The 12,310-nt window shown below is 74.2% G+C and carries 11 protein-coding genes; 6 read left to right on the top strand and 5 right to left on the bottom strand.

Annotated elements, in window-relative coordinates; all coding sequences use genetic code 11:
• Positions 1 to 11 precede the first annotated feature (11 nt).
• On the top strand, positions 12 to 980 hold the full coding sequence (locus ACFVHB_RS02515) for a 2-hydroxyacid dehydrogenase (RefSeq protein WP_380314390.1): 969 nt from the start codon (positions 12 to 14) through the stop codon (positions 978 to 980).
• Here the strand turns inward: ACFVHB_RS02515 and ACFVHB_RS02520 are convergent.
• The 3 genes from ACFVHB_RS02520 to ACFVHB_RS02530 all read right to left on the bottom strand — a co-directional run bounded on the left by ACFVHB_RS02520 (position 970) and on the right by ACFVHB_RS02530 (position 3,792).
• Positions 970 to 1,854: an alpha/beta fold hydrolase gene (locus tag ACFVHB_RS02520; RefSeq protein ID WP_380314508.1), complete on the bottom strand. Its 885-nt coding sequence runs from the start codon at positions 1,852 to 1,854 to the stop codon at positions 970 to 972. The two genes, ACFVHB_RS02515 and ACFVHB_RS02520, sit on opposite strands and share 11 nt — an antisense overlap.
• A gap of 93 nt (positions 1,855 to 1,947) precedes the next feature.
• The gene (locus ACFVHB_RS02525; RefSeq protein ID WP_380314391.1) at positions 1,948 to 2,859 is read right to left on the bottom strand and encodes a DUF4231 domain-containing protein; all 912 of its coding nucleotides are present in this window, start codon (positions 2,857 to 2,859) and stop codon (positions 1,948 to 1,950) included.
• Between the two features lie 168 nt (positions 2,860 to 3,027).
• Complete coding sequence (locus tag ACFVHB_RS02530; protein WP_380314392.1) at positions 3,028 to 3,792, bottom strand: sugar isomerase domain-containing protein; 765 nt, start codon at positions 3,790 to 3,792, stop codon at positions 3,028 to 3,030.
• Between the two features lie 221 nt (positions 3,793 to 4,013).
• Here ACFVHB_RS02530 and ACFVHB_RS02535 point away from each other — a divergent pair, with 221 nt between their 5' ends.
• Entirely contained in the window at positions 4,014 to 4,706 is a 693-nt protein-coding gene (locus ACFVHB_RS02535; RefSeq protein WP_380314393.1) for a metal-dependent transcriptional regulator, read from the top strand.
• Between the two features lie 567 nt (positions 4,707 to 5,273).
• On the opposite strand, the gene ACFVHB_RS02540 is transcribed toward ACFVHB_RS02535, so the two are convergent.
• On the bottom strand, positions 5,274 to 5,972 hold the full coding sequence (locus ACFVHB_RS02540; RefSeq protein ID WP_380314509.1) for a bifunctional DNA primase/polymerase: 699 nt from the start codon (positions 5,970 to 5,972) through the stop codon (positions 5,274 to 5,276).
• A 315-nt stretch (positions 5,973 to 6,287) separates the two neighbouring features.
• Between ACFVHB_RS02540 and ACFVHB_RS02545 the strand changes: the two genes are divergently transcribed.
• Both ACFVHB_RS02545 and ACFVHB_RS02550 read left to right on the top strand, forming a co-directional pair.
• The gene (locus ACFVHB_RS02545) at positions 6,288 to 7,664 is read left to right on the top strand and encodes a transcriptional regulator (protein WP_380314394.1); all 1,377 of its coding nucleotides are present in this window, start codon (positions 6,288 to 6,290) and stop codon (positions 7,662 to 7,664) included.
• Positions 7,665 to 7,948: 284 nt separating this feature from the next.
• Entirely contained in the window at positions 7,949 to 9,154 is a 1,206-nt protein-coding gene (locus tag ACFVHB_RS02550; protein WP_380314395.1) for a hypothetical protein, read from the top strand.
• A 125-nt stretch (positions 9,155 to 9,279) separates the two neighbouring features.
• Here ACFVHB_RS02550 and ACFVHB_RS02555 read toward each other — a convergent pair whose 3' ends face one another.
• A complete protein-coding gene (locus tag ACFVHB_RS02555) occupies positions 9,280 to 10,581 on the bottom strand; it encodes an ABC transporter substrate-binding protein (RefSeq protein ID WP_380314396.1) in 1,302 nt (433 codons plus the stop codon).
• Positions 10,582 to 10,826: 245 nt separating this feature from the next.
• On the opposite strand from ACFVHB_RS02555, the gene ACFVHB_RS02560 reads away from it, so the two are divergent.
• Both ACFVHB_RS02560 and purU read left to right on the top strand, forming a co-directional pair.
• Positions 10,827 to 11,270: a hypothetical protein gene (locus ACFVHB_RS02560; protein ID WP_380314510.1), complete on the top strand. Its 444-nt coding sequence runs from the start codon at positions 10,827 to 10,829 to the stop codon at positions 11,268 to 11,270.
• A 148-nt stretch (positions 11,271 to 11,418) separates the two neighbouring features.
• Positions 11,419 to 12,285: a formyltetrahydrofolate deformylase gene (gene purU, locus ACFVHB_RS02565; RefSeq protein ID WP_380314397.1), complete on the top strand. Its 867-nt coding sequence runs from the start codon at positions 11,419 to 11,421 to the stop codon at positions 12,283 to 12,285.
• The last annotated feature ends 25 nt before the right edge of the window (positions 12,286 to 12,310 follow it).

Raw genomic sequence — 12,310 nt, forward strand, 5'->3', positions numbered from 1 at the left:
CTGCGAGGCCTATGACTCCGCAGCCACTGCCCCCGGTCCTGGTCACCCGCCGCCTCGCGCCCGGGGTGATCGAGCGGCTCACCGCGCACCACGCGGTGACGCGGCACGACTCCGACCTGCCGATGCCGCGCGCCGAGCTGCTGGCCGCCGTCCACGGCCGGTCCGCGGTGGTCACCACCCTGGACGACGTGGTGGACGACGCCTTCCTGGACGCGGCCGGCCCGGGCCTGCGGATCGTCGCCAACCACGCCGTCGGCCACCACAACGTCGACCTCGCCGCCTGCGCGGCGCGCGGCGTGCTGGTCAGCAACACCCCCGGCGTGCTCACCGCGGCCACCGCCGACATGGCCTGGGCGCTGCTGCTGGCCGCCACCCGCCGGCTCGGCGAGGGCGAGCGGTGGCTGCGCTCCGGCCGGCCGTGGGCCTGGGCGCCGAACTTCCTGCTCGGCCTGGAGTTGGCCGGCACCCCGCTCGGCGTCCTCGGGATGGGCCGGATCGGGCAGGCGGTGGCTCGCCGGGCCCGCGCCTTCGACATGCCGGTGAGCTACCACAACCGCCGGGAACTGCCGCCCGGGCAGGCCGAGGGCGCCGCCTGGCTGCCGCTGGACGACCTGCTCGCGCGTTCCACCGTGCTGGTGGTGACCTGCCCGCTCGGCGACGCCACCCGGCACCTGCTGGACGCCCGCCGGCTGGCCCTGCTGCCGCGGGGCGCGGTGGTGGTCTCGATGACCGCCGGGGTGGTGGACGAGGAGGCGCTGGCCGCCGCGCTGGAGTCGGGTGCGCTGTTCGCCGCCGCGGTGGACAACTTCGAGCGGGAGCCGGCGGTGCCGTCCGCCCTGCTCGCCCAGGAGCGCGCGGTGCTGGCCCCGCACCTGGGCAGCGCCACCGTCCGGACCAGGCAGGCGATGGGCGGGCTGGCGGTGGACAACGTGCTGGCGGTGCTGGCCGGGGGTGCGCCGGTCACCCCGGTCACGGTGTGAGGGCCGGACCGGCCGAGGTGTGACCGGCGGCCCAGGCCAGCGCGGTGGTCATCACCCGGAACGCGCCGAAGTGGGCCGCGCCGGGCTCCAGGAAGAGCGTGGCCCCGGGGATGTGGTCGGCCAGCCAGCGCGAGTGCTCGACCGGGGAGAACTGGTCGTCGGCGCCGTGCCAGAGCCAGGTCGGCACGGTGATGTCCTGCACCTTGAAGCCCCAGTCGGTGGTGAACGCCAGCACGTCGTCGATCCAGCCGTCGGCGCCGTGCCGGAACGCCTCGCGGTAGTTGCTCTGCAGCATCCGGCGCAGCCCGGTGTCGGCCACCACCGCGCGGTCGGTGGGCGGCAGTTCCGGCCGCAGGCCCTTGAGCAGCCGGACCGGGTCGGCCCTGATCTGTTCGGAGCGGAACCGCATCGCGTCGGCGATCCGGTCGTGCCCGCGCTCCGCCTCCCGGTAGGCGCGGACGTTGGACTCCGTCATACCGCCGTACCAGTCCAGGCCGGTCGCGTTCCGCGGCGCCAGGCCGACCAGGACGGCGACCCGGGCGACCCGCTCGGGCAGCAGCGCCGCGCAGGCCAGCGCGTGCGGGCCGCCGCCGGAGCGTCCGAGCACCGCGAAGCGGTCCAGCCCGAGCTCGTCCGCGATGGTGCGGACGTCGGCCGCGGCCGCGCTCACCCGGCGGCCGGGCAGCCGGGTCGAGTCGCCGTAGCCGGGCCGGTCGAAGGAGATCAGCCGGATCCCCAGCCGGTACAGCACGGTGTTGCGCGGGTGCGGGCCGACCCGGCTGCCGGGCATGCCGTGCAGCAGGAACACCGGGCGGCCGCGCGGGTCGCCCACGGTCTCGACGGCGATGGCGCGGCCGTCCGGTGCCTTGACCATCCGTAACGACACGCGCGGTCTCCTCCTCGGTCCGGCTGTTCGCCGCTCGGTGGTGCCGGTCTCAGGTGGTGCCGGCCTCAGGTGGTGCCGGTCTCAGTGGTCCCGGTCGGTGGTGCCGCGGACCTCGCGGCGGGCCTGCCAGGTGGTGTGCTCCCGGGACACCGCGTCCTCGGCGTCCCGGGCCAGCCGGGCCCAGATCTCCTCGGCGTCGGGCGCCCCCGCGTCCAGCCGGGCCAGTTGGCTGCGGATCAGCTCCAGCTCGTCGGCGGCCAGGCCGTAGGCGGCGGCCAGCGGACGGTACTGGCGCAGCTGGGCCCAGGCGGTGACCGAGGCGGCCACCGCCGAGACGGTGCCGAGCGCGTCGTAGCCGAACTCGCCCATCGCCCGCAGCACCGCCACCACCAGGCCGAGCAGCGGCAGCACCACGCCCAGCACGCCGGTCCAGAACCCGGCCCGGGCGCAGTACCGTGCCTTGGACCGGTACCAGTCGTGCTGCACCTGGATCCGCTCCCGCAGGTACACCTCGCGGCGCACCTCCAACGGCTGCTCGCGCAGGCCGCGCATCGCCTCGGTGATCGCGGCCCCGCCGTCCCCGGTGCCGGCCGTGCCGACCGCGCGGCTGTCCCGGAAGGCGTTCAGCACCCGGCCGAGCTGGAAGCTGTACAGCCCCTCGGCGTCCGGCAGGGTGCGCGGCGGCGGCTGGTAGGCGTCGGCCCGGACGGCGAACTTCCAGGCCAGGGTCTTCACCGACTCGGCGGCCGCCCGGCCCTCGTACCAGAGGCCCTGCGGGTTCTGCCGGCTGATCACCAGGGCGAGGCAGATCGCGCCGAGGTAGGCCACGGCGGCCGGCCAGGCCCACGGCTCGCCGTCGGCGGAGCCGAACACCGCGGCCGCGACCAGCAGCACCAGCTCCCAGGCGGAGAGCAGCACCGAGCGGCGCTGCCCCTGCAGGGACGCCGAGTCGGCGGACCAGAACAGCGCGGGCAGCAGCTCCTGCTCGCGCACCCTTCCCATCGGACCCGTCCCCGACGCCATCCTCGGCCCCCACCAGTCGCTCCGGTCGCACCGCTCTCCTGCCCCGCCCGCCGGGCCGGTACGCCTGGCGGCGGTCCGGCCCGGCCGCATTGGCCGGGATGCCGCCGGAGGTTGTCCGGTACACGCGGCACCCGCGCGTCAGTAGGTGTAGAAGACCCGGTCCGCGTTGTCGGCCATCTGCTTGGCGTTCCACTCGGTGCCGCCGGGCACGTTGCCGGAGCGGAACAGCGGCGGGGTGGGGCCGGTGCCGGCCGCCGCCGCGTCGGCCAGCCGGCCGACCGCCGAGGCGACCACGGCCTGCATCAGCGCGCTGGTCACGATGGTGGAGACCGGGCCGAAGGTGGTCTCGGCGGCCGGGTGGGTCAGCTCGCCGTCCCCGACCGAGATCTTGCTGTCCAGGACGACGTCGCAGTGGTCCTTCAGGTAGGTGCCGGAGGGGTGCGCCGAGGGGACCTCCCCCGGGTACGCCAGCGAGGTCACCCCGATCACCGTCAGGCCGCGGCCGCGCGCGTACTGGGCGAGCTCGACCGGCATGACCTGCCGGCCGGAGAGCGAGATGACGAAGAGCAGGTCCCCGGCGGTGGCCGGGGTGAGGTCCAGGGTGGTGGTGGCCAGGCCGGAGACCCGCTCCAGCGCGCTGGAGAGCGGGGCCGGCATCACCGTCACCCCGGACATCCCGGGGACGTCCAGCAGGTTCACCGGGACGAGCCCGCCGGCCCGGTAGACCACGTCCTGGGCGGCCAGCGAGGAATGGCCGGATCCGAAGGTGAAGACCCTGCGGCCCTCGGCCACCGCCCCGGCCAGCAGCGCGCCGGCCGCCTCGATGCTGCCGGCCTCCTCGGTGCGGACCCGCTGGAGGTGGGCGATCGCGGCGTCGAAGTACCGGCCGACCAGCTCGCTCATCTGTGCCTTCGCTCTCTGCCGGTGGGGGAGCCGGCCGGGTGGGGAGGTCCGGGGTGGTCCAGACCGCCGATGGAGAAAGCTACGGCGAGCACCGTGCTGCCTCACCCGTGCCGCTGTCAACAGGAACGAAAAGCCGCCCCGGGGGCCCCTGCGCGGGCCCGGTTGTCGGTGCGGTAGGTCAGAATTGGCGGTGAGGACACCGAAGAACGGAGCCAGCGGCGATGTCTGGGCTGATCGACACCACTGAGATGTACCTTCGCACCATCCTTGAGCTGGAGGAGGAGGGCATCACCCCGATGCGCGCCCGGATCGCCGAGCGCCTGGAGCAGAGCGGCCCCACGGTCAGCCAGACGGTCGGCCGGATGGAGCGCGACGGTCTGCTCCAGGTGGCGGGCGACCGCCACCTGGAACTCACCGAGGAGGGCCGCCGGCTCGCGGTGCGGGTGATGCGCAAGCACCGCATCGCCGAGTGCCTGCTGGTCGACGTCATCGGGCTGGAGTGGGAGCAGGTGCACGAGGAGGCCTGCCGCTGGGAGCACGTGATGAGCGAGACGGTGGAGCGCAAGGTGCTCGCCATGCTCGGTCACCCCACCCAGTCCCCGTACGGGAACCCGATCCCGGGCCTGGACGAGCTGGGGGACGCCAAGGCCGAGGGCGAGGGCTTCGACGCCGCGCTCGTCCCGCTGGACTCGGTCAGCCCGGGCGACGCCGGCGCCGACGTCGTGGTCCGCCGGATCGGCGAGCCGATCCAGACCGACGGCGAGCTGATGCGCACGCTGCGCCGGGCCGGGATCCGGCCGGGCTCGACGGTGCGGGTCACCGCCGGGGTCGGTGGGGTGCTGGTCGGCACCGGCGACAACGCGGCCGAGCTGGGCAAGGAGATCGCCTCGCACGTCTTCGTCGCGCAGTCCTGACCGCGGGGCTTCCGGCCACGGCCGGATGACGAATGAGCGGGGCCCGGTGCATCCCCGTGCACCGGGCCCTGCTCGTCCTCCCCTTTTCCCTCCCCGCTTCCGCGGCACCGGCCTCCCCGAACCCGGCCGGTGCCACGGCCCCTCCCGCTCCCCTCCTGTTCCCTCCCGTCCCCTCCGGTCCCTCCCGACCGCCCCGCCCGGCTTCCCCGTCCGAGCGCCCCTTCCGGCGTCCCCTCACGATGGAATTCCTCCCCTCGGCAGATCATGGCAATCCTTGAGCGTTGTCACTCGTACGAGGGGCTTCCGCCGTTGACCAGCGGGTACACCGAAGCCTTATCCGCACATGCGTCTGACGGGCCCCGCCTCCGGTGGGAGGCAAGGCCCGTCAGTCGCGCGCGGGGTGTCGCGCGCCGCGCGCCCTCACCCGATAGGCGTAGGGCGGCCGTTCACGGGACGGTGAATCCCGGACGTTCCCCGGGGCCGTCCGGCCCAGGACCGGGCGGGCCGTCCGGCCCAGGGCCGGACGCGAACCGGGCGTGAACCGGTCCGGGAGGGGTCGGCGAGGGGTCAGCGCACCGCGGCCGGCTGGGCCGGCTGGGAGCGCGGTGACGGGGCCTCGCGCCCGCAGGCGTAGGCGAGCGGGCTGATCAGCTCGGCGGCGTCCGGCAGCCAGCGGTTGAGGGCGGAGGGCGATCGGGCCCACTGGGCGAAGCCGCTCGGGCCGACCCGGGACGGCGGGGCCACCGTCCAGTCGCCCTCGCCGCGGGCCACCAGGTCGAGCCGGCCGGGCGGCCAGCCGAGCTTGCGCAGCATCTCCGGCAGCTTGGCCGCCACTCCGGGGAGCACCAGGAAGTGCAGCCGGCGGCCGGACCGCCCCGGCGCGGCCGGCACGGCGACGACCGGGCCGAGTTGGAGGTCCATCCGCTCCATCCGGGCCAGCGCCAGGCAGCCGGCCACCTCCGGCACGTCCAGCACGTCGAAGGACCGGCCGGTGGGCAGCAGGATCGAGGCGTCCGGGCGCTCCGTCCACCAGCGCCGGACCGCGCCCGGGCCGGCGCTCGCCTTGCGGGCCCAGTCCGTGTCGATCGGGTGCGCGCCGGGCAGCGCGCAGCGCGGGTCGCCGCAGGAGCAGCGGGCGGGCCCGTCGCCGTCGATCAGCCAGGCGCCCGGCGTGACCTCCCAGTGCCGGTTCTCGGCATAGCTGACGGCTTCGATGAGCAGCGGGGGGAGTCCGGCGGTGCCGCCCTGGTCGGGGGAGTCTGGGATGTCTTCCACGCGCTGCTCAACTACCGTGCGTGAGGCTGGTTACGGCCGAGTGGGGGTCGGTCTGCCGCGTGTCGGCAATGTCACCCGAACCGGTGAGGCAACCGAGTTGGTGCGGGCGGGGGTGGGCGCAGTGGGGGCGCACGGGAGCATTTCCCAGGGCGCGTGGGGGGTGGGGATCGTCACCGTGGGTATCCCGGTGGCGTTGCTGATCGCTAACCTGGTGTCAGATTCCTTGGACGGTCGGACAGTCGGCAACAGATCAGCAGAATCGTCGCCCGCCGGCCGGGACCGGAGGGTGTGGGGAGGCGAAGCCCAATGGCCGCGAGACCACTTGTCGCACGACAGCCCAACGAGCGTCTGCAGCAGCTGATCCAGGAGGCCAGCTGCTCCAACGCCGGTCTGGCGCGGAGAGTCAACCTGTGCGGCGCGGAGCACGGTCTGGACCTGCGGTACGACAAGACGTCCGTCGCGCGCTGGCTCCGCGGCCAGCAACCGCGCGGGCAGGCCCCGGCGGTGATCGCCGAGGCGCTCGGCCGCAAACTGGGGCGGAGCGTGTCGGTCGAGGAGATCGGCATGGCCGACGGCAAGAACCTCAGCTCCGGGATCGGGCTGCAGTTCGCGCCGACGCTGAACGCCGCGCTGGAGCAGGTCTGCGAGCTGTGGCGCAGCGACGTCGGCCGGCGGGACTTCCTGACCGGGGCGACGGTGGCGGCCTCAGCGCTGGTCGAGCCCAGCCGGGACTGGCTGATCACCCCGCCCGACCCGGTGGTGGCCCGCACCGGCGGCACCCGGGTCGGCCCGACGGACGTCGCGGCGATCAAGGCGACCACCGCGATGCTGGTCGACCTCGACCACCGCTTCGGCAGCGGGCACGTCCGCCCGGTGGTCGTGCACTACCTCAACAGCGTGGTCTCCGGGCTGCTCGGCGGCGCCTACCGGGAGGAGACCGGGCGGCAACTCTTCGCGGCGGTCGCCCGGTTGACCGAGCTGGCCGGCTACATGGCGGTGGACACCGGGCAGCCGGGCCTGGCCCAGCGCTACTACATCCAGGCGCTGCGGCTCGCCCAGGCCGCGGACGACCGCGGCTACGGCGGGTACGTGCTGGCGGCCTCGATGAGCCACTTGGCGGCCACCCTGGGCAACCCCCGGGAGATCGCCCAGCTCGCCCGCGCCGCCCAGGAGGGCGCCCGTTCGGTGGCCACCCCCACGGCGATGGCGATGTTCTACGCGGCCGAGGCGCGCGGGCACGCCCTGCTCGGCGACGCCCGCTCCTGCGAGGCGGTGGCCGCCAAGGCGCTGGAGGCGATGGAGAAGCGCCGTCCGGAGGACGACCCGGACTGGATCGTCCACTTCGACGACGCCTACCTGGCGGACGAGCTGGCCCACTGCCACCGGGACTTGGAGCAGGCCGGCCAGGCCGAGCACTACGCCCGCCGGGCGCTCGACCTGCACCCGCCGACCCGGGTGCGGCGCCGCGCGGTCGACCTCGTCCTGCTGGCCACGGCCCAGTTGCAGCAGCGGGACTTGGAGCGGGCCTGTGAGACCGGTGCGCAGGCGATGCGGCTGCTGAGCGGGCTGCGGTCCAACCGGGGCGTGGAGTACCTGGACGAGTTCCGGCGGCGGCTGGAGCCGTTCCGGGAGCAGCGGGTGGTCCGCGAGTTCCAGGCCCGGGCCGAGGCGGAGGCCGCCTGAGCGACGTCGGTCGCCGCGTGATCGGCGCCTGATCGACGGCGGGCCCGGCGCCGGGCCCGGTGGCAGGCCCGGTGCGGGGCGCGCCCGACCGGCGACCTGCCGGCGCCTGGTCACGCGGTTCGGCGCGCGCGGGGAGGGACGGTGAGGGATGGACCGCCCACGTGGTCACCCGGTTCGGTGAACCGGTAGCGTGGGCGCGACGTCCAAGGAACTGTGATGCTCCCAAGAACCGACGAGATGTGGTCCGCCGTCAGCGCGCGGTCGTGCACAGGTGAGGAATCGCGTTGAGCCAGCGCCGCTCGTACCCCAACTCGGGTGACTTCAACCTGGACGACCTGTTCCGCCCCGAGCCCGGCCAGCCGCAGACCGGCCAGCCGCAGGGCCAGCCGCAGCCGGGCGGGCCCCAGGGCGTGCCCGGCCAGCAGTCGGCCGGCCCGGCGTACGGGCAGCCGTCCGGCCAGCCCGAGTACCTCGGCGAGGGCGCGCACGCGCTGCCGACCCAGGCGATGCCGGCGCAGGGCGCCCAGTGGGGCGGTGCCCCGCAGCCGGGCTACGGCGCCGCGCCGCAGGCGGAGCCGGCCCCGGACACCCAGTACCTGCCGCCCTACCCCACCGCGGACCCGCAGGCCGGCTACCCGGCCGCCCAGCCCGGCTACCCGCAGCCCGGGCCGGCGCCGGTGCAGGCGGCCCCTCCGGGCTTCCCGCCGCAGGCGCAGCCGCCGGCGGCCCCGGGCTACCCGGCGTACCAGCCGGCCCAGCCCGGGTACCCGGCCCAGCCGGAGTACGCCGGGCAGGACCGCCCGACCGGACCGGTCGCCGCCCGCGGCGGTCTCGGTGGCGGCCTCGGCGGACGTTCGTCCAACAAGCTGATCATCGGCGGCGTGGTGGCCGGCTGTGTGGCGGCCGGCGTGCTGGTCGCCGTGCTGATGAGCGGCGGCGACGACAAGACCGGCTCGGAGAAGCAGGCCGCCCCGGCGGTCACCGGCAGCGGTGCGTCCGCCGGCACGCCGGCCGCGAGCGGCTCGGCGGCGACGGTCAGCCCGGAGGTCAAGGCCCAGGCCCAGCCGCTCTCCGACCTGCTCGGCACCGCCAGCGACAGCCGGACGGCGGTGGTCAACGCCGTCGGCGCGGTGCAGAAGTGCGACAAGCTGCCCGAGTCCCAGCAGGCGCTGACCGACGCCGCCGGCAAGCGCCGGGAGTTGCAGTCCAAGCTGTCGGCGCTGAAGACGGACAAGCTGCCGGGCGGCCCGCAGCTGGTCGAGCAGCTCAACGCGGCCTGGACGGCCTCGGCGACGGCCGACGACGAGTACGCGGCCTGGGCCGCGGACATGCAGGCGGGCTGCGACGCCAAGAAGACCGACAACCAGCACTACAAGAACGCCGTCCAGGCCAGCGGCGCGGCGACCAACGCCAAGAAGCAGGCCTCCGGCCTCTGGAACACCATCGCCGGCCAGACCGGCCTGCCGACCCGCGGCGACGGGGACCTCTAGGACCGGCGAGGACCTCAGGACCCCGCAGGCCCCTGCAAGACGTTCGGGATGTTCGGGCCCACGAGGCGCCGAGGGGTCGCACCGGCCGTCCGGTACGACCCCTTCCGTCCGTTTCGCGCCCGCCGTCACGCCGGCGGCTTGGCCCCCGTGAGCACCCAGCGCACGTCCACGAAGCCCGGCTGCTGCAAGGTCATCCGCCCGCCCTTGACCACCTGGTACGTCACCCAGGTGTTCACCAGCCGCGGCGACTCGGTGCTCGGCAGCATGTTGGTGGTGCCCCAGTTCAGCGGCGGCGTCAGCCCGACGTCCACCTGCTCCCCGCTGTCCAGCAGCGCGGTCACCGTCTTGGCGTTGACCGGCCGGCCCGCCGCGTTCAGCCGCTCGGAGACCTGTCGGAACACCTCGTACGCGACCCAGGTGGTCTGCACGCCCGGGTCGGCGACGTCGATGCTGCGGCCGCCGGCGGCGTCACTGCGGACCACCGCGCGCAGCCCGTCCCAGATCCTGGCCGACTCCGGGGGGTACCAGCCGGTCACGTAGGCGCCGGCCAGCGGGCCGCTGTCGCCGCCGGTGGAGTCCACCACCGACTGCTGGACGCTGCCGATCACCGAGGCGATCCGGGTGTTCTTCGGCGCCACCCGGCGGTAGGCGTCGAGCAGGTTGCTGGTCGGCTCGGCGGCCAGGGCGGAGGTGATGCAGTTGCCCGACTCGTCCTTGCCGACCGCCTTGCGGATCACCTGTGTGTAGTCGGAGGACTGCTCCGGCGCCTTGACGTCGAGCAGCTTGATCCCCGCCGGCTTGAGCGCGTTGGCCAGGTAGCCGAGCAGGTTGTCGCCGGCCGGGGTGTCCGGCCGGATCAGCGAGACGGCCTTGCAGCCGGCCTCCACCAGCTGTCGGCCGCTGCCGCCGATCAGCGACGGCATGCCGCCCGCCACCGGGTACGACAGCGGGCTGCTGAACTCGGGCTGGGAGATCCCGTAGCCGCCGATCAGCGGGATGCCCGCGCGCTCCAGGACGGGCATGAACCGGTCGCCGTACTGGCTGTACGAGCCGATCACGGCGACCGCCTTGGCGTCCACCGCCTGCTGGGCGCAGGCCGTGGCGCCGTCCGCGGTGTTGTGCTCGTTGCAGGTGAGCACGTGGATCCGGCGCCCGTTTAACCCGCCCTTGGCGTTGACGTCCCGGCCGATCGCCTCGGCGAGGGCGGTCATGCCGGGCCGGTCGGCGGAGCCGGTGCCGGACGGCGCCCAGGTCATCACGGTCAGGTCGCCGTCGTTCGTGGCGGCATCGGCCGGTCCGCCGCACGCGGAGGCCGTGAAGAGGGTGGGGAGCAGCGCCACGACGGTGGCGGCTGCGGCGATCGGACGGCGACGGCGCCGTGCCACGATCGGTGGTTGAGCCTCGAACGAGCCCCTTCGGCTGGTCATCGGTCTTCCCTCCCGGGGCGCTCTGCTGCGCACCGGCACCAGCCAAGCCCCGGTGACACACGTCGAGAGGGCCGAAAAGGGAACGCACGGCAAACGCCGGCCGAACTCCGGGTACGGACGCGTGTAGAGCGGGAGTGGAGTACGAACGGTGGGGGAACGTACGATCGTTCACCATGTCCGCCAGCACAGATTCTTCGCATCGGTCCGCCCGAACCCCTTCTCGTCCGGGCCACCGCTCCAGCACGATGGGCGGCATGCCGCTCAACGACCTGCCCTGGTGGCGCTGGCGCGCCCGACTGCGCTCGGCGCTGCACATGCTGTCCGACCCCGGCTTCCAGCAGGAGACCTGGCTGGCCGGCCGGGAGGGCTTCGGTGACGTGACCGACGCCGTCTACCGGCTGGTGGAGGACACCTGGCTGGACCGCTGGTCGGCCGAGAAGTACGTCGGCACGATCTTCCGGGACTCCGCCGAGGCCGCCGTGGTGGACGTCGCGGTGCTGCGCGTGGTCCGGATCCTGCACGAGGTCGGCGCGGACGCCCCGGCCTCCGCCTACCTCGGCCACCACGGTTGGCCGGAGGCGGTCCGGGCGGCCCGCGAGGCGCACGTCAAGCTGGCCCTCGGCGACGGCGAGGACCCGGACGTCCCGCCGCGCTCGCTCGAGGTGCTCCGCATCCTGACCGCCGGCTGAGGTCCCCGCCCCCGCCGGGAGGCCGGCCCGCGCCCGGGGACCGGTCGGGGCCGTCCCGCAGTGCGGGCAGCCCGACGGCGGCTGTCCAGGATGTGACACGCTGGACCATTCACCGACAACCACGACCTCAGGACGGGACAACCCCACCGTGGAACAGCAGACGGCCAGTGCACAGTACGTCCTCACGCTGTCCTGCCCCGACAAGCAGGGCATCGTCCACGCGGTCTCCAGCTACCTCTTCATGACCGGCTGCAACATCATCGACAGCCAGCAGTTCGGGGACGGGGACAGCGGCCTGTTCTTCATGCGGGTGCACTTCTCCGCCGCCGAGCCGGTCACCCTCGACAAGCTGCGGGCCAGCTTCGCCGCGATCGGGGCCTCCTTCGGGATGGACTGGCAGATCCACCCGACCGAGGAGCGGATGCGGATCATCCTGATGGTCAGCAAGTTCGGGCACTGCCTGAACGACCTGCTGTTCCGCAGCCGGATCGGCGCGCTGCCGGTGGAGATCGCCGCGGTGGTCTCCAACCACACCGACTTCCAGGGCCTCACCGAGGGCTTCGGCATCCCGTTCCACCACATCCCGGTGACCAAGGAGACCAAGGCCGAGGCGGAGCAGCAGCTGCTGGACCTGGTCGCCAAGGAGAACGTCGAGCTGGTCGTGCTGGCCCGCTACATGCAGGTGCTCTCGGACCAGCTCTGCACCGCGCTGTCCGGCAAGGTGATCAACATCCACCACTCCTTCCTGCCGAGCTTCAAGGGCGCCAAGCCGTACCACCAGGCGCACGCCCGCGGCGTCAAGCTGATCGGCGCCACCGCGCACTACGTCACCGCCGACCTCGACGAGGGCCCGATCATCGAGCAGGAGGTGGCCCGGGTGACCCACGACGTCACCCCGGACCAGCTGGTCGCGCTCGGCCGGGACGTCGAGTGCCAGGCGCTCGCCCGCGCGGTGAAGTGGCACAGCGAGCACCGCGTGCTGCTGAACGGCAACCGCACCGTCGTCTTCGCCTGAGGCCCTGAGGCCCTGAGGCCCCCGC

Source organism: Kitasatospora sp. NPDC127111, assembly GCF_042677465.1.
GTDB lineage: Bacteria > Actinomycetota > Actinomycetes > Streptomycetales > Streptomycetaceae > Kitasatospora.